This is a genomic window from Vibrio sp. 970 (assembly GCF_033339075.1).
Window position 1 is genome coordinate 289,415 of the sequence record NZ_JAWOTW010000006.1, and the last position, 16,891, is coordinate 306,305.

14 protein-coding genes and 1 tRNA gene are annotated in these 16,891 nt (G+C 45.0%); 3 read left to right on the top strand and 12 right to left on the bottom strand.

Going from position 1 to position 16,891, the window contains the following annotated elements; all coding sequences use genetic code 11:
• Window positions 1–112: 112 nt before the first annotated feature.
• The 11 genes from R7Q11_RS12005 to R7Q11_RS12055 all read right to left on the bottom strand — a co-directional run bounded on the left by R7Q11_RS12005 (window position 113) and on the right by R7Q11_RS12055 (window position 11,199).
• Window positions 113–547, bottom strand: coding sequence for a DUF2753 domain-containing protein (locus R7Q11_RS12005; protein ID WP_005384886.1), 435 nt, complete (start codon window positions 545–547; stop codon window positions 113–115).
• Window positions 548–697: 150 nt separating this feature from the next.
• On the bottom strand, window positions 698–1,114 hold the full coding sequence (gloA, locus tag R7Q11_RS12010; protein ID WP_005380739.1) for a lactoylglutathione lyase: 417 nt from the start codon (window positions 1,112–1,114) through the stop codon (window positions 698–700).
• 32 nt (window positions 1,115–1,146) lie between these two features.
• Window positions 1,147–1,788 (bottom strand): endonuclease III, encoded by a 642-nt coding sequence (gene nth, locus R7Q11_RS12015; RefSeq protein WP_005380743.1) that lies wholly within the window; start codon window positions 1,786–1,788, stop codon window positions 1,147–1,149.
• A 64-nt stretch (window positions 1,789–1,852) separates the two neighbouring features.
• Entirely contained in the window at window positions 1,853–2,545 is a 693-nt protein-coding gene (locus tag R7Q11_RS12020) for an electron transport complex subunit E (protein ID WP_005380745.1), read from the bottom strand.
• Window positions 2,545–3,177 carry an electron transport complex subunit RsxG gene (gene rsxG / locus R7Q11_RS12025; RefSeq protein ID WP_193837606.1) on the bottom strand — a complete coding sequence of 211 codons (633 nt, stop codon included), beginning with the start codon at window positions 3,175–3,177 and terminating at the stop codon, window positions 2,545–2,547. The genes R7Q11_RS12020 and rsxG overlap by 1 nt, the downstream gene beginning before the upstream one ends.
• Window positions 3,178–3,184: 7 nt before the next feature.
• Window positions 3,185–4,231 (bottom strand): electron transport complex subunit RsxD, encoded by a 1,047-nt coding sequence (gene rsxD / locus R7Q11_RS12030; protein WP_005390256.1) that lies wholly within the window; start codon window positions 4,229–4,231, stop codon window positions 3,185–3,187.
• Window positions 4,231–6,981, bottom strand: a complete 2,751-nt coding sequence (gene rsxC, locus R7Q11_RS12035) for an electron transport complex subunit RsxC (protein WP_225466459.1) — start codon at window positions 6,979–6,981, stop codon at window positions 4,231–4,233. The genes rsxD and rsxC overlap by 1 nt, the downstream gene beginning before the upstream one ends.
• Window positions 6,982–6,989: 8 nt before the next feature.
• A complete protein-coding gene (gene rsxB / locus R7Q11_RS12040; protein WP_005380760.1) occupies window positions 6,990–7,586 on the bottom strand; it encodes an electron transport complex subunit RsxB in 597 nt (198 codons plus the stop codon).
• A 3-nt stretch (window positions 7,587–7,589) separates the two neighbouring features.
• On the bottom strand, window positions 7,590–8,168 hold the full coding sequence (rsxA, locus tag R7Q11_RS12045) for an electron transport complex subunit RsxA (RefSeq protein WP_005380762.1): 579 nt from the start codon (window positions 8,166–8,168) through the stop codon (window positions 7,590–7,592).
• A gap of 306 nt (window positions 8,169–8,474) precedes the next feature.
• Window positions 8,475–10,772 (bottom strand): formate C-acetyltransferase, encoded by a 2,298-nt coding sequence (pflB, locus tag R7Q11_RS12050; protein WP_225466460.1) that lies wholly within the window; start codon window positions 10,770–10,772, stop codon window positions 8,475–8,477.
• A gap of 351 nt (window positions 10,773–11,123) precedes the next feature.
• A tRNA-Asn gene (locus R7Q11_RS12055) sits at window positions 11,124–11,199 on the bottom strand.
• A gap of 559 nt (window positions 11,200–11,758) precedes the next feature.
• Here R7Q11_RS12055 and uvrB point away from each other — a divergent pair.
• The 3 genes from uvrB (at window position 11,759) to luxU (ending at window position 15,827) form a co-directional block, all read left to right on the top strand.
• Complete coding sequence (uvrB, locus tag R7Q11_RS12060; protein ID WP_017636056.1) at window positions 11,759–13,789, top strand: excinuclease ABC subunit UvrB; 2,031 nt, start codon at window positions 11,759–11,761, stop codon at window positions 13,787–13,789.
• Between the two features lie 290 nt (window positions 13,790–14,079).
• Window positions 14,080–15,486, top strand: a complete 1,407-nt coding sequence (gene luxO / locus R7Q11_RS12065) for a quorum-sensing sigma-54 dependent transcriptional regulator LuxO (RefSeq protein WP_005380768.1) — start codon at window positions 14,080–14,082, stop codon at window positions 15,484–15,486.
• On the top strand, window positions 15,483–15,827 hold the full coding sequence (gene luxU, locus R7Q11_RS12070; protein ID WP_005380770.1) for a quorum-sensing phosphorelay protein LuxU: 345 nt from the start codon (window positions 15,483–15,485) through the stop codon (window positions 15,825–15,827). Before luxO ends, luxU begins: the two co-directional genes overlap by 4 nt.
• 137 nt (window positions 15,828–15,964) lie before the next feature.
• On the opposite strand, the gene R7Q11_RS12075 is transcribed toward luxU, so the two are convergent.
• Entirely contained in the window at window positions 15,965–16,861 is an 897-nt protein-coding gene (locus R7Q11_RS12075) for a YvcK family protein (protein WP_005388931.1), read from the bottom strand.
• Window positions 16,862–16,891: the final 30 nt, after the last annotated feature.

The window sequence follows — 16,891 nt, forward strand, 5'->3', positions numbered from 1 at the left end:
AAAACGCCGATGCTGAAAGCTTCGGCGTTTTTGATTTACTGACGTTGTTAATAATATTTTAGTGGTATTTTGCCAAGCACCTTTCGGTGATTCCTGCTGTATAATTTGAATGTTAGTTTAAGCGGAATTTGGCAATGACTTCGCAATTGGTTGCGGTATCTATTTTTTCAACCTGTTTGGCAATAGCTGGATTAGGGTGACGCTTCATAAAGTCTATCAACGCCTTAGTACAGCATCCTATCGAGTCGATAAAGCTTGCACACTCTTTATTTGGGCATTGTGGGATAAGTGTTAAGACTTTCTCAGAGGCCAGTTGAAGGTATTTGAGTTCATAGTCAGTATCTCCGGCCCAACGCCAGAACTGAGCTAAGTTATGACAAGAAATCACAGAAATTAATAATCGCTCGTCCGCCTCAATTTCCACACATTCGCTGATATCTTCACTCAGGCTTAGGGCTTGCTGGTAATGAAGAATGCTGCGAACAGGGTCATCTAGTTGAAGTGCCGTATCGGCTAGAAGTGTGTGTTTTTCCCATTCACTGATCATTATCGTAATCCCGCATATCGAAGTTGCGGATAAATCTAAACGATAACTATTATCAAGTAAAGGGTTTTGTTTATAAAAGGACAGGCAGATCGCAGACCTGCCTGTAATCGGAGTTCAACTTGCAGTACAAGTGATTATTAGAAGTGCCGCTTAGCCTTCAAGACCTGCTGAAGCTTGCTTGTTTTGAATAAGCTCAATCATATAACCATCTGGGTCTTTTACGAATGCAATGTGCGTGCTTCCGCCTTTTACTGGACCTGGCTCACGCGTCACATTACCGCCCGCCGCTTTGATAGCGTCGCAAGTTGTGTAGATATCATCAACACCAATGGCGATATGACCAAAAGCGGTACCTAAGTCATACTCAGTTTTACCCCAGTTGTAAGTCAGTTCGATCACTGCACCTTGGGATTCGTCACCATAACCAAGAAACGCTAGCGTGTATTCGTACTCTTTATTTTCGTTAGTACGAAGCAGCTGCATGCCCATAACTTCAGTGTAAAACTTGATGGATTTGTCTAGATCACCTACGCGAAGCATAGTGTGGAGAATTCGACCGTTTGACATTTTTTGCTCCTAGCTTTGATTTACAAATAGCATTAGCTATCTGGGTATACTTTCTCTTTATATTCGCACAAATCTTCGATAATACAGCTACCGCAGCGAGGCTTTCTTGCTACGCACGTATAACGACCATGAAGAATGAGCCAGTGGTGCACATCGAGTTTGAACTCTTTTGGCACAACTTTTAATAGCTTCTGCTCGACATCATCAACCGTTTTTCCCATCGCAAATTTAGTGCGATTCGACACGCGATAAATGTGCGTATCGACGGCAATAGTTGGCCAACCAAAAGCGGTGTTGAGCACGACGTTTGCGGTCTTGCGACCTACGCCTGGTAGCGCTTCTAACGCGGCACGATCTTCAGGAACTTCACCATTGTGTTTTTCCAACAAGATCTTACAAGTCTTGATTGTGTTTTCTGCCTTTGAGTTAAACAAACCGATGGTCTTTATGTATTCTTTTAAGCCATCGACTCCCAAATCAAGAATGCTTTGAGGTGTATTCGCTACAGGGAAAAGCTTGTCGGTGGCTTTATTGACGCTTACATCGGTTGCTTGAGCTGATAGTAATACAGCGATTAGCAGCTCAAAAGGGGAGCTCCAGTTAAGCTCAGTTTGAGGATTCGGATTGTTTTCTCGTAATCGCTCAAGAATTTCGATTCTTTTTATTTTGTTCATTGCTGACTTCCAATACCGTCTCTGCGGTTTATGAAAAAGGCTCCTATGACAGAGCCTTATCTTGTTATGCGTTAGTGACGCGAGCACGTTCTATGGTTGGTTTTTCTTCTTTTGGTTGACGTGCCTGAATTGAATTATCTATGACATTTTTGAGCGCTATCAACAGCCCAACACCGATAAATGCACCAGGTGGGAGAAGCGCTAACAGGAAGCTATTGTCAAATTGGAAAACTTGAATCCGTAGAGCTGAAGCCCAGTCTCCTAGGAGAAGGTCTGCTCCGTCGAATAGTGTGCCATTACCAATTAATTCGCGCATGGCACCTAAAACAACCAAGACGCTCGTCATACCAAGGCCCATCCACAAACCATCTAGCGCAGCGGGTGCAACATCATTTTTTGACGCGTAAGCTTCTGCTCGGCCAATAATAATACAGTTCGTTACAATCAGAGGAATAAAGATACCTAGAGACAGGTACAAACCGTACGCATAGGCATTCATTAACAACTGAACGCAGGTAACGAGTGAGGCAATGATCATCACGAATACAGGTATACGGATCTCTTTTGGCACATAGTTACGAATAAGAGAAACCGTGACGTTGGATCCAACTAGCACGAGTAAGGTTGCAATACCAAGACCTAATGCATTGGTTATCGTGGAAGAAACCGCTAGCAGTGGACATAAGCCCAGCAGTTGTACGAGAGCGGGGTTATTACTCCACATACCGTTTTTCATCAGTAATTTATTCTCATTCATTACTGCTCTCCTTCACAGCCTAACGGCTGGCTAAGAATGTCTTCACGAGATTGGTTTACGTAGTTAACGGTATTTCGCACGACTTTTACGACGGCTCTTGGCGTGATCGTTGCACCAGTAAATTGATCGAAATCTCCGCCATCTTTACGAACTTTCCACGAATTCCAATTGTTTTCCGTGACTTGTTTTCCTGTAAAGCTCAGGATCCAGTCTGTGACACGAAGATCGATTTTATCGCCCAGACCAGGGGTTTCTTGGTGGTTTAGGACGCGTGTCCCCAAAATATTGCCCTGATTATCAATCCCAGTAATTACTTTTATCTCACCATTGTAGCCATCTGGCGCGATAGATTCTATTGCGATTGCTGTTGGTTCACCATTCTTCGTGGCGAGGTAGGCTGGCATCGCACGTAATGTCCCCAGATCTGGAGACGTGACCATTGTACAAGCTTGCGCGAGTGCGTTGTCATGCATGTTTTCTGGAATGACTTGATTCAAAACAGAAAGTAATTGTTTTTGCTCTTGTACCTTGATTTGGTCTTTTGTTAGGTACTGAGTAAGGGCGACTAATCCGGTTGTTGCACATGCAAATATCGCGAGTGTCAGACCATTTTTTCTAATAGCGGTTAACATGTTTACCTCAGTGACCGTAAGTTCTAGGTTTGGTGTAGTAATCGATCAGTGGCACACACATATTTGCAAGCAACACTGCAAATGCAACACCATCTGGGAAACCGCCCCAACTGCGAATGATAAAAACCAAAGCACCAATAAGCGCACCGAAGATTAAACGTCCTTTGACGGTGGTAGACGCCGAAACGGGATCGGTTGCAATAAAGAATGCGCCAAGCATGGTTGCACCAGATAACAAGTGTAAAACTGGCGACGCAGTTTCCCCTGGCGTCAGCAACGTGAACACTAGGCTAAACAGAGTCAGACTCGCAAGGAAACCTGCTGGAATATACCATTGGATGATACGCTTTTTGATCATGACTATGCCGCCAAGAAGGTAAGCAAGGTTTACCCATTGCCAACCAATACCACCTAAGCCATCAAATATTGGCTGCGACATTACTTCGCTTGGAGTGGCACCTGTAAGAATGCCAGTCTTAAATGCATCAAGTGGTGTCGCCATTGTCACACCGTCAACACCTGAGCGAACTTGCTGAAGTGATAAGCCGTCGTAATCATAGCCCGTAAAAATTAAAGAGAGTGTATCTGCAAAATTTACATGATCAGGTATGAGTGATGTCGGTGCACTCCAACTCGTCATTTGTACTGGGAAAGAGATCAACAAGACCACATAAGCGACCATTGCAGGGTTGAATAAGTTTTGTCCAAGGCCACCATAGAGGTGTTTAGCGATTACTATCGCAAAAATAAGCCCGATCACCATAATCCACCACGGAGACCATGGTGGTATAGCAACGGCTAACAACCAAGCGGTAACTATTGCACTGTTATCACGTAGCGCTCTCATTGGTGAGCGTTTACGACAGATCATGACTAAGGCTTCAAGGGATACAGCGACTGCAATGGCAAAAATCAGTTGAATAAGCGTACCCCAGCCAAAGAAGTAGGTTTGAGCTACTAAACCTGGAAGTGCGCAAAGTGCCACCCATTTCATTAAGTCTGGCGTACTACGACGACTGTGGGTATGCGGTGAACTGGCAATAAAAAACGACACTACTCGTTCTCCTCAGTATTATTTTTATTAGCTTCTTGTTGCGCTTTGCGTGCCTTCGCGCGCGCAATTGCTGCGGCAACCGCGGCTTTCTTCGGATCCTCTTCTGGTTCTTCGGAAGCTGCTTCTTCAACAGGCTCTGTTTGCGTTTCTTGCTTAGCTTTACGCGCTTTGGCAGGTGCAATGGCAGCTGCCACGGCGGCTTTTTTCGGATCTTCGGTTTGCTCGGCAGGTGCTTCAGCTCCTTCCGCTTCAGTTGAGTCTGCTTGTTTCGCTTTACGAGCCTTCGCGCGTGCAATGGCAGCTGCCACGGCGGCTTTTTTCGGATCCACTTCTGGTTCTTCAGAAGTTGCGTCTTCAACAGGCTCAGTTTGCGTTTCTTGCTTCGCTTTGCGCGCTTTGGCTCGAGCGATGGCAGCAGCCACGGCGGCTTTCTTCGGATCGTCGGTTTGCTCAGCAGGTGCGTCAGCTTCTTCCGCTTCAGTTGAGTCTGCTTGTTTCGCTTTACGCGCTTTGGCACGTGCAATGGCAGCAGCCACTGCGGCTTTCTTCGGATCGTCGGTTTGCTCAGCAGGTGCTTTAGCTTCTTCCGCTTCAGTTGAGTCTGCTTGTTTCGCTTTACGTGCTTTGGCACGTGCAATCGCGGCAGCCACGGCGGCTTTTTTCGGATCTTCGGTTTGCTCGGCAGGTGCTTTAGCTTCTTCCGCTTCGGTTGAGTCTGCTTGCTTCGCTTTGCGCGCTTTGGCTCGAGCAATTGCAGCGGCAACTGCGGCTTTTTTCGGATCTTCGGTTTGCTCGGCAGGTGCGTCAGCTTCTTCCGCTTCGGTTGAGTCTGCTTGCTTAGCTTTGCGCGCTTTGGCTCGAGCAATTGCAGCGGCAACCGCGGCTTTTTTCGGATCGCCGTCTTGCTGCGCAGACGTTTCCGATTCTACAGATTCAGTTGAATCTTCTTGTTGTGCTTTTTTCGCTTTAGCTCGGGCGATGGCGGCCGCAACTGCCGATTTTTTATCATCAGCGTTATTGTCTGGCGTTTCGCCTTGTTCTTTTTGCGCTTTCCGTTCGCGAGCAAGACGTTTGCGTTCTTCGCGCAGTTTTGCCATTTCTGAGTTATCAGGTTCACTAGAGCCTGCTTTAGCTGCTGCCGCTTGTTTCGCCTTCGCTTTGGCAATGGCTGCCGCTACGGCTGGTTTTACTGCTGGCTCTGTTTTTTCTGTGGTTTCTGTCTTTTGAGCTTTCACTCGTGCGATTGCTGCTGCTATCGCATCATCGCCGCCAGAAGACTTCATCTCTTTACGGCGCTGATCGGCAGCTTTCTTGAAGCGATTTTCACGTTCTGCTTTTTCGCGTTCCATACGCGCTTTTTTCTCTTCAAAACGCAGTTTTGCTCGCTCTGCAGCTTCCGCTTCTTGTGTTCTAGTTCTAATTTCTGCTTTCGCTTGGCGGTAGTACTGTACGAGCGGAATTTCACTTGGACATACAAACGCACAAGCGCCGCACTCGATACAATCCTTTAAGTTTAATTCTTCGAGTTTGTCATACTCTTCAGCTTTTGCATGCCATTGCAGTTGTTGAGGCAGCAGCGAAGCAGGGCACGCTTCGGCACATTGGCTACAGCGAATACATTCCATCTCATACTGGTGCGGAGAGATCTCACGACGAGTCGGAGCAAGGATACAGTTTGCTGTCTTGGTAATCGGCACTTGGGAGTGAGGAAGGGTAAAGCCCATCATTGGCCCACCCATAATTAAACGCTGTAACTTCTTATCTGCTTTATAGCCAAACTCATCCAACAGTGCTTGTACTGGTGTCCCTAACAATGCCCAAACGTTGCGTGGTTGTTTGAAGGTTTTACCAGTGAGAGTCACGATGCGCTTTATCATCGGTTCACCGTCGATGACTGCGCGTTTTATAGCGTAAAGAGAACCAACATTCTGAACCAAAATACCAATATCGGCTGGAATCGCGCCACTTGGCACTTCTTTATTGGTTAAAATTTTGATCAGCTGTTTTTCACCGCCAGAAGGGTATTTAGTTGGGATAACGCGAATAACGATATCTTTGTTTATAGCCGCAGCTTCTAGCGCTTTGATTGCTTCTGGCTTGTTGTCTTCAATGCCAATAATCGTGAGCTTTGGTGTCAGGATATGTTCGACAATTTCGATACCTTGAATAAGCTCTTCGGCATGTTCTTGCATGAGCTTGTCATCAGACGTGATGTATGGCTCGCACTCTGCTGCATTAACGATAAGAATCTCGGTACGAGCAAAACCTGATTGGATTTTTTTTGCAGTAGGGAAGCCTGCGCCACCCATACCAGAAATACCAGCGAGACGAATAATATCAATCAGTGCGTCAGGGGTTTCTTGTTGGTAATCTGCGACGGGGTTTCTTTCACACCATGCATCTTTCCCATCAGGCGTGATGACTGCGCACAACTCACTTAACCCAGAAGGGTGCGCGACAGTTCGTGGCTCAATCGCGGTGAGCGTACCTGATGTTGGAGCATGCACTGGAACCGTAAAGCCGGTCTCCGATTGCGTTAATGGCTGACCTTTTAATACGTAGTCACCTTCGGCAACCAGTAGGTTACCCGCTTTACCAATGTGCTGTTTTAGCGGCAATACAATTTCTGACGGGATAGCCGCATGAGCGAGTTCAGTTTTGTTGGACTGCTTTTTATTTTCTGCCGGATGCACACCACCTGGGAAATCCCAAAGCGCGCCTGTACGAATTTGTTCAATCAAAGACAACATGTGAAACCTTACTTAATTGAATCTTTCACGTTCGCTGCATTGTCGGCAGCATCCGTAATGTTAAGTACCGGAATGGAGTGAAGTTGCCACTTCCAGCTTTCTGTGGTCGTTGCCACAGGAATCATTTCAATACAATCAGTCGGACATGGGGCAACACACAAGTCACAGCCCGTACATTCGTCTTTGATTACGGTATGGACCGCCTTTGTTCCGCCTACAATTGCATCCACCGGACACGCCTGAATACACTTAGTGCAGCCAATACACATGTCTTCATGAATAAACGCAACGGTTGGAATTTTGCTGTCGAGATCGTGCGCAGATTCTTCTGGCTCAACACCCATTAAGTCGGCGAGCTTTTCGATTGTTGCCTGACCACCAGGGGGACATTTGTTTATGTGGTCGCCATTTGCAATTGCTTCAGCATAAGGGCGGCAACCAGGGTAGCCACATTGACCGCATTGAGTTTGCGGTAAAATGGCGTCGATTTGATCCACAATAGGGTCCGCTTCAACTTTAAAGCGAATAGAAGCAAAACCAAGTATCGCGCCGAAAATCGCAGCCAGAACCGCTAACGCGATAATCGCAATTAAAATCGTACTCATCGCTTACTTCACCAAACCTGTAAAGCCCATAAAGGCGAGTGACATTAAACCTGCTGTAATCATTGCTATTGATGCACCTTTAAAAGGTACAGGAACGTCGGCGGCGGCTATGCGCTCTCGCATGGATGCAAAAAGTATCAACACCAATGAGAAACCAACAGCGGCGCCGAAGCCGTAGATGATCGATTCAATAAAGTTATGGTTTTCATTAATGTTAAGAAGTGCCACGCCCAATACTGCGCAGTTTGTTGTGATCAGCGGTAAGAAAATGCCAAGCAAGCGATAAAGCGTCGGGCTGGTTTTGTGCACAACCATTTCGGTGAACTGCACCACAACGGCTATCACCAAAATAAAACTCATGGTTCGAAGGTACTCAATACCTAGTGGACGAAGGATGTAGCTTTCCACTAAATACGCACACACTGACGCGAGCGTTAGCACAAAAGTTGTCGCTAAGCCCATACCTATTGCTGTTTCCAGTTTTTTGGACACACCCATGAAAGGACATAGGCCCAAAAACTTCACCAGTACAAAGTTGTTCACCAGCACAGTGCCGACCAACAACAAAACATATTCGGTCATAGTTATTACGTTCTTAAAATCCGATCTTGATATTATCGTGTTTTGTGACACCAATAACAACCAGTGAACGATGTGGTTTTACATACACGATGGAAAAATAGTCGTCTATTTGATCTATTTTGATGAATCAATAAGAAATTGAATCGTTTGCTGAATGTATTGTTAGCGAGAGGATACTACCTATTAATTTTCATCTAATGTGTGATTTTAAAAAAAAGCCCGCCTCTCCCAGGTAGAAAAGAGAGGCGGGCAATGTATATTTACAAGCTAATTATTTAAACTTTCTGAGTGCTTGATGGACTGTGTTTATATCTTACTCGTGAAGGTACGAGTGATGACGTCTTGCTGTTGCTCTGTCGTTAGAGAGTTAAAACGTACCGCATAACCAGACACTCGAATCGTCAACTGAGGGTATTTCTCTGGATGTTCAACCGCATCCAATAACATCTCTCGGTCTAGAACGTTGACGTTAAGGTGTTGACCACCTTCAATCGCAATGCCCTCGTTGCTTGCTTCGTGATGGAAGTAACCATCCATTAGCGCAGCTAGGTTCTTCTTCTGACTCAAGTCATCTTTACCCAATGCGTTAGGCACAATTGAGAAAGTGTAAGAAATACCATCTTTAGCGTAAGCGAACGGTAATTTAGAAACCGATGCCAGAGACGCAACCGCCCCTTTTTCATCACGACCGTGCATTGGGTTTGCACCCGGTCCAAAAGGCATACCTGCGCGACGGCCATCTGGTGTATTACCCGTTTTTTTACCGTAAACCACGTTAGATGTGATTGTTAAAATCGATTGAGTTGGCACTGCTTCGCGGTAGGTGTGCATCTTCTGAATTTTCTTCATGAAGCGCTCAACTAGATCACAAGCGATGTCATCAACACGGGCATCGTTGTTACCAAATTTTGGATAATCACCTTCGATTTTAAAATCAACGGCGATGCCATCTTCATCACGAACGGGTTTCACGGTTGCGTATTTAATTGCTGCTAAAGAGTCTGCAACAACAGACAGACCTGCAATACCACACGCCATCGTGCGGTGCACGTCGCGATCCATCAATGCCATCAGTGATGCTTCGTAGCTGTAACGGTCATGCGAATAATGGATGATGTTCAACGCTGTGGCGTATTGCGTTGCTAGCCACTCCAACATATTGTCGAAACGAGGCATCAAAGCGTCAAAGTCGAGAATTTCATCTTGAACTTTGTCCACTACCGGACCCACTTGCGCTTTCGATTTTTCATCGATACCACCATTGATGGTGTAAAGCAGTGCTTTTGCAAGGTTGGCACGTGCACCAAAGAATTGCATGTGCTGACCAACAACCTGCGGGCTCACACAACAGGCAATCGCGTAGTCGTCATTGTCGAAATCAGGACGCATTAGATCGTCGTTTTCGTATTGAACCGAAGAGGTATCAATCGACACTTTTGCAGCATATTGTTTGAACGCTTCAGGCAATTGCTCTGACCAAAGAATCGTCATATTTGGTTCAGGAGCAGGGCCCATAGTATGTAGCGTATGTAAGTATCGGAATGTCGTTTTAGATACTAGTGTACGGCCATCAACACCCATACCTGCCATGGCTTCGGTTGCCCAGATTGGGTCGCCAGAAAACAATGAATCGTATTCTGGTGTGCGTAGGAAGCGAACCATGCGTAGCTTCATGATGAAGTGGTCAATCATTTCTTGCGCTTGTGATTCATCAATCAAATCGTTTGCGATATCGCGCTCTAGATAGACGTCTAGGAAAGTCGAAGTACGGCCCAGTGACATTGCTGCGCCGTTTTGCGATTTAACCGCCGCTAGGTAGCCAAAGTAGGTAAATTGGATCGCTTCTTGTGCTGTTTTTGCAGGTAGCGACATATCAATGCCGTATTTCAGACCCATTTGACGAATGTCTTCAAGTGCTTGAACTTGATCGGCTATTTCTTCGCGAAGACGAAGTGTTTTCTCAAGATCGTTGCCTTGTTCTAAGAACGTTTGTGTTGAATTGTATTGTTCTTTTTTGTCTGCTTTTAAGAAGTCGATACCGTATAGGGCGAGACGGCGATAGTCACCAATGATACGACCACGGCCATAAGCATCAGGAAGGCCCGTGATGATGCCGGATTTACGACAGGCTAGAATTTCTTTGGTGTAAAGGTCGAAACACGCTTTGTTGTGAGTTTTACGGTATTCAGTGAAGATTTTTTCAACCGTTGGATCCAATTCGCGGCCATAAACTTCGCACGAGTTTTTTACCATGCGAATCCCGCCATTGGCGATGATTGCACGTTTTAGCGGTTGATCAGTTTGTAAGCCAACGATCTTTTCCAGATCTTTGTTGATGTAGCCTGCATCGTGGGAAGTGATTGTTGAGGGCAAGTCTGTGTCAAAATCAATAGGGGCGTGTGTGCGGCTTTCTTGTTTTATGCCTTCAAGCACTTGGTTCCATAATGCTGAAGTGGATTTGCTAACCTCGGCTAAGAAAGACTCGTCTCCCTCATAGGGTGTATAGTTTTTTTGGATGAAGTCACGAGTGTTGACAGAGTTTTGCCATTCACCAGCAGTAAATCCAGCCCATGCATCTAGCATGTCAGTTGTCGGAATAGTCATAAGTAAATCCCTAAGTTATTGATAATTAGAATGGAGGCGACGAGTAGGACGGAACCATTCTTAACCCTTTTAATCGTATGGATTTATTTGTTATGAGTAAAATGAATGCTTTTCATTTTTTCAATGATTAAATTGCATTAATAATAGATTCAATTGGTTATGATTGTTTTTTGCTAGAAAAGAGACAGAATTAAATGTGTGGTACTGTGAGAACACTATCTATGACAATGTTATGAGTTCTGTAATTTGAACTTATTTCGGTGTGATTTTATGACGCCTAGATTGGCTTAGATTTCATGGCGATTAAGATACAAAAAAAGCCGTGTCTTGCGACACGGCTTTTCTATAATCTGGCTCCTCCTGCTGGGCTCGAACCAGCGACCTGCGGATTAACAGTCCGTCGCTCTACCAACTGAGCTAAGGAGGAATTGCTTTGCTTGAAAGCGGGACGAATCTTACCGAGCACTCAAACTACTGTCAACAGTAAAAAAATACATTTTTAGAAAAAAATATTGAGTTAAGGGCTTTACTTTTCTGTATGGCTTGCCAGTAAAGGCTCGAGGTTAGTTATCCACTAAATTTGTGGATAAGTATGTTGATGAGATCTGGGTAAAGAAAATTGATATGCAACTAAGTTTTTATTTAATGAATCTTTAGTCAGAGTTATGCGTAAAATAAGCAAATAAAACAGAGATTTATCGATGTTAATCAAAAGGTATTCAAAGTGGATAAAAATCAATCTTTTGGGGATAAGAAAGTTTTAAGCTAATTTTTGGGGAAAAGTTGTGGAAACTATAATGTGAAGAATGTGTGTAGCTCTTCAACTAGGGCGAAGTACTATATCAGAGTCACTTTTGTATGGCTATAGCATTCTAGACAAACAAGAAAATTTATTAACAATGATGGTTAAATTCTCGATAGACGTAGATTTCATTAGCTAAGGTGTATATATATACAGCCAAAGCGCAGTAAAATTGAGGAAGGGTATGAGTAAAGTCTATGAATTGGTCTCCGATTATCAGCCGTCGGGCGATCAACCAGGAGCGATCAATCAGTTGCTTGAGGGGCTCGATGCTGGGCTAGCACATCAAACCTTGTTGGGGGTCACAGGCTCAGGTAAAACCTTCACACTAGCGAATGTGATTGCTCAAGCCCAACGACCTGCAATATTACTTGCGCCAAACAAAACGCTTGCTGCTCAGTTATATGGTGAGATGAAGTCATTCTTTCCTAATAATGCGGTTGAGTATTTTGTTTCTTACTACGATTACTACCAACCTGAAGCATACGTTCCCACAACAGATACTTTCATTGAAAAGGACGCTTCGGTTAACGCCCACATTGAGCAAATGCGACTGTCTGCCACTAAAGCTTTATTGGAACGGAAAGACGCTATTATAGTTGCTTCGGTTTCAGCTATCTATGGTTTGGGTGATCCGGAATCCTACTTACAAATGATGCTTCATTTGCGACGTGGAGATGTGATTGATCAGCGTGATATGCTTCGTCGCCTAGCGGAGCTCCAATACTCGCGCAATGATGTTGCTTTTGAGCGAGGGCAGTTCCGTGTCCGTGGCGAGGTGATTGATATATTCCCTGCTGAATCAGACCAAGACGCTGTGCGCGTTGAGATGTTTGACGATGAGGTGGATTGCATCAGTGTGTTCGATCCATTGACAGGCGTGGTGAAACAACGAGACTTGCCGCGCTATACCATCTATCCCAAGACGCACTATGTCACGCCAAGAGATCGCATTCTTGAAGCGATTGAAAATATTAAAGTCGAACTAGAAGTGCGCAAAAAGCAGCTTCTAGATAACAACAAGCTACTGGAAGAGCAGCGAATTAGCCAGCGCACTCAATTCGATATCGAAATGATGAATGAGTTGGGCTTTTGCTCCGGTATCGAAAACTATTCTCGATATCTCAGTGGACGCTCGGAAGGTGAGCCGCCACCAACCCTGTTTGACTACTTACCTCATGATGGCTTGTTGATCATCGATGAATCTCACGTGACAGTACCGCAGATAGGTGCCATGTATAAAGGCGACCGTTCGCGTAAAGAAACGCTGGTGGAGTTTGGTTTCCGGTTACCTTCAGCTTTGGATAATCGTCCACTGAAGTTTGAGGAGTTTGAAGCACTAGCGCCACAAACGATTTTCGTCTCTGCTACGCCTGGAAATTACGAACTAGAAAAATCGGCGGGTGATGTAGCGGATCAAGTCGTTCGTCCTACAGGCTTGCTTGACCCTGAGTTGGAAGTTCGCCCAGTAGCGACCCAAGTCGACGACCTATTGTCTGAGATCCGTATTCGCGCTGCTAAAGATGAACGAGTTCTGGTTACAACACTGACCAAACGAATGGCTGAAGATCTCACCGAATACCTTCACGAACATGATGTTAAGGTACGTTATTTACACTCAGACATTGATACTGTTGAGCGTGTGGAAATTATCCGTGACCTTCGTCTTGGGGAATTTGACGTGCTGGTGGGAATAAACTTATTGAGAGAGGGCCTGGATATGCCAGAGGTCTCGTTAGTTGCAATTTTGGATGCGGATAAAGAGGGCTTCTTGCGGTCTGAACGCTCACTCATTCAGACCATTGGTCGTGCTGCACGAAACATCGAAGGTAAGGCGATTTTATACGCTGACCGAATCACCAACTCAATGAAAAAGGCGATGGATGAAACTAACCGTCGTCGCGAGAAGCAGGAAGCGTACAACGAAGAAATGGGTATTTCGCCACAAGCGCTCAAACGAAATATCAAAGACATCATGGAACTTGGCGATATCACTAAGTCTAAACGCCAGCGTAACACTAAACAGGTACCATTATCGAAAGTGGCGGAGCCTTCGCAAACTTACGAGGCACTGTCCCCTCAGCAGCTAGAAAAAGAAATCAGTCGACTGGAGGCAGCGATGTATCAGCATGCGCAAGATTTAGAATTTGAGTTAGCGGCACAAAAGCGTGACGAGATTGAAAAACTACGAGCGCAGTTCATCGCAAATAGTTGAACAAACTTACCGATTTAACTATCCAAGCATTTTAGGTCGCTTGTAAAAAAAGAAGCCAATAGGCAGTCGGGTCTATTGGCTTGTTTTGTGAACATATCGTTCACTAACAACGTCAGTTGGCTAGGTGACCCGAGGGGTCACTATCGTTACAGCATGGTTTGTGCCACTTTTTAAATAATTGATATTATTTTTGAATTTTTTCCTTTGCCCATAATTTAGCTAATGTTATTTGCAAAATGCAAAGCGTAATGCGATTATTGTTTAAAACACAACAAAATAATAGCTAGGTTATGCAACAAAAACCCGAAGGCCCAAAGTCTCGTTACCTTTTAATGGTCGAGGACACCGCATCTGTTGCGGCTCTGTACCGCTCATACCTGACACCGCTTGGCATAGATATCAATATTGTCGGCACAGGTAGGGATGCCATTGAGAGCCTAAATCATCGAATTCCAGATCTTATTTTACTCGATCTCCGTCTGCCAGATATGACGGGGATGGACGTTTTACATGCCGTTAAAAAGAGTCATCCCGACGTACCTATAATCTTTATGACCGCTCACGGTTCTATCGATACCGCTGTCGAGGCCATGCGTCATGGCTCACAAGACTTTTTAATTAAACCGTGTGAAGCAGACCGTTTACGTGTCACGGTTAACAATGCAATTCGTAAAGCGACCAAGCTAAAAAATGAAGCCGATAATCCAGGCAATCAGAGCTATCAGGGGTTTATCGGCAGTAGCCAAACCATGCAGCAGGTTTACCGTACGATAGATTCCGCGGCGAGCAGTAAAGCGAGTATTTTTATCACTGGTGAAAGTGGTACTGGTAAAGAGGTATGTGCCGAGGCAATCCACGCAGCAAGTAAACGTGGTGACAAACCTTTTATTGCAATTAACTGTGCTGCAATTCCAAAAGATTTGATTGAGAGTGAACTGTTTGGTCACGTAAAAGGGGCCTTTACTGGCGCTGCGAATGATCGTCAAGGGGCAGCTGAGTTAGCGGATGGCGGCACACTTTTTCTAGATGAGCTTTGTGAGATGGACTTGGATTTACAAACCAAGTTGCTACGATTTATTCAAACGGGCACATTCCAAAAAGTGGGTTCCTCAAAAATGAAGAGCGTGGATGTGCGCTTTGTTTGTGCCACTAACCGTGATCCTTGGAAAGAGGTACAAGAAGGTCGATTCCGTGAAGATTTGTACTATCGTTTGTATGTCATTCCTTTGCATTTACCGCCTTTACGCGAACGAGGCGAAGATGTTATTGAAATTGCATACTCACTGTTAGGTTACATGTCACACGAAGAAGGAAAAAGCTTCATACGTTTTGCGCCTGATGTCATCGAGCGATTCAACAGCTATGAGTGGCCGGGTAACGTTCGTCAGTTACAAAACGTGCTACGCAATATCGTTGTTCTAAACAACGGTAAAGAGATTACGTTGGACATGTTACCGCCACCGTTGAATCAACCGCTTGACCGTCCGTCGTCTGTGGCTAAATTAATTGAGCCGAAAGCGATGACCGCATCTGAGATTATGCCATTATGGATGACGGAAAAAATGGCAATCGAGCAAGCGATTGAAGCATGTGATGGCAATATTCCTCGAGCGGCGGGATACCTTGATGTCAGTCCGTCGACGATTTACCGCAAGTTACAGGCATGGAACGGCAAGGAAGAGCGGCAAAAAGTATGAGTGTAAATGTATTAAATCAGCAAAAAATAGATGAACTGTCGATGGAAATTGGCAGTGACAACGTACCTGTACTGTTCGATATCTTCCTAGGAGAAATGGATACCTATATCGAGAACTTATCCCAACTACAGGGGGCAGAGCGATTAGCTTACTCAAAAGAAATCAGCCACGCGTTGAAAAGTAGTGCTGCGAGCTTTGGGGCAGATCGCCTTTGTGAACTGGCGATGTCCATAGACAAAAAAGCGAAAGCCGGTGAGTTAACTGCTGAGTCTGAGGTGTTAGAGGTTATGTTCGATCTTTTGCACGAAACTCGAGATGCTTATCGCTCTTGGCGACAGTAGCTATTTATTCCTATTAACCATTTTTCTTAGTAAACATCTGTTCTTACTGGATGCCTGAACTAAAACCCTTCGATGACAGAAGGGTTTTCATTATCAATAAACAACTTAAAAGAGGGCGCTAGTCAGGTAACGTGCTCCTAGATAGAAAGTTGTAGCTGATTTTCAATCGCTAGTTTGAGCTTGTTTCTATCGTGACGCCAGTCTCGGTTAGAGGAGGCGAGTGACTCCGTCACTACATTCCATTGACTTAAGACGTCTTGCTCGGTTTTCTCTGCTAGAACCACGTCTATTTTTCTTCCTTGACAGGCACGTTCACACCATTCTAATTTTTGAGCCATCGTCATTCGTCCCGCTGGGCCGTATTCTGGACTCAGGTTAGCAACAAAAATGACTTTTGCTTTTGTGTTTGCTGCAATCGCTTTGCCGAGTTCAGGCAGCAATAAAGGAGGCATGATACTAGTTAAAAAACTGCCAGGGCCAAGAATAATCGCGTCCGCTTCCGCCAAAGCTGTGATGGCTTCTTTGGTAGCAGGCACTTCTGGTGAAAGATCCAAACGTCGCAAGTCTGCTTTCATTTCGTCGACATTTGTTTCTCCCGTAACCCACTTCCCATCTACGGATAACGCGGAAAGATCCGAAGGGTGTTCGGACATAGGAAGGATGTTAACGTCGACTTTTAACATATTGCGAATCAGATTAATGGCATCTAAAGGTCTGACCGATAAGTTATCGAGTGCAGTAAGCATCAAATTACCAAGATTATGACCATCAAGTTCGCCAGTTCCTTTGAAGCGATATTCAAACATCATAGAACTGATCGAAGGCTCTGTAATGAGCTGATTAATACAGTTACGTGTGTCTCCCCAAGCGATTCCTCCTTGGCAGTGACGAATTCTTCCTGTTGAACCACCATTGTCAGTCGTGGCAACAATCCCAGTTGCATTGCTGCCAAAATCTCGTAATGCGGCCAGCATTCGACCTAAGCCATGACCACCGCCAACAGCGACCACTTTTTTATCTGTGTAGATATTCATTATGTTCTTCTAATAATCTAATAAAAAACG

Coding starts and splice junctions, on each gene's coding strand:
- R7Q11_RS12005 (WP_005384886.1), bottom strand. CDS start 547: ATGATCAGTGAATGGGAAAAACACACACTTCTAGCCGATACGGCACTT.
- gloA (WP_005380739.1), bottom strand. CDS start 1,114: ATGTCAAACGGTCGAATTCTCCACACTATGCTTCGCGTAGGTGATCTA.
- nth (WP_005380743.1), bottom strand. CDS start 1,788: ATGAACAAAATAAAAAGAATCGAAATTCTTGAGCGATTACGAGAAAAC.
- R7Q11_RS12020 (WP_005380745.1), bottom strand. CDS start 2,545: ATGAATGAGAATAAATTACTGATGAAAAACGGTATGTGGAGTAATAAC.
- rsxG (WP_193837606.1), bottom strand. CDS start 3,177: ATGTTAACCGCTATTAGAAAAAATGGTCTGACACTCGCGATATTTGCA.
- rsxC (WP_225466459.1), bottom strand. CDS start 6,981: ATGTTGTCTTTGATTGAACAAATTCGTACAGGCGCGCTTTGGGATTTC.
- rsxB (WP_005380760.1), bottom strand. CDS start 7,586: ATGAGTACGATTTTAATTGCGATTATCGCGTTAGCGGTTCTGGCTGCG.
- rsxA (WP_005380762.1), bottom strand. CDS start 8,168: ATGACCGAATATGTTTTGTTGTTGGTCGGCACTGTGCTGGTGAACAAC.
- pflB (WP_225466460.1), bottom strand. CDS start 10,772: ATGACTATTCCGACAACTGACATGCTAGATGCATGGGCTGGATTTACT.
- uvrB (WP_017636056.1), top strand. CDS start 11,759: ATGAGTAAAGTCTATGAATTGGTCTCCGATTATCAGCCGTCGGGCGAT.
- luxO (WP_005380768.1), top strand. CDS start 14,080: ATGCAACAAAAACCCGAAGGCCCAAAGTCTCGTTACCTTTTAATGGTC.
- luxU (WP_005380770.1), top strand. CDS start 15,483: ATGAGTGTAAATGTATTAAATCAGCAAAAAATAGATGAACTGTCGATG.
- R7Q11_RS12075 (WP_005388931.1), bottom strand. CDS start 16,861: ATGAATATCTACACAGATAAAAAAGTGGTCGCTGTTGGCGGTGGTCAT.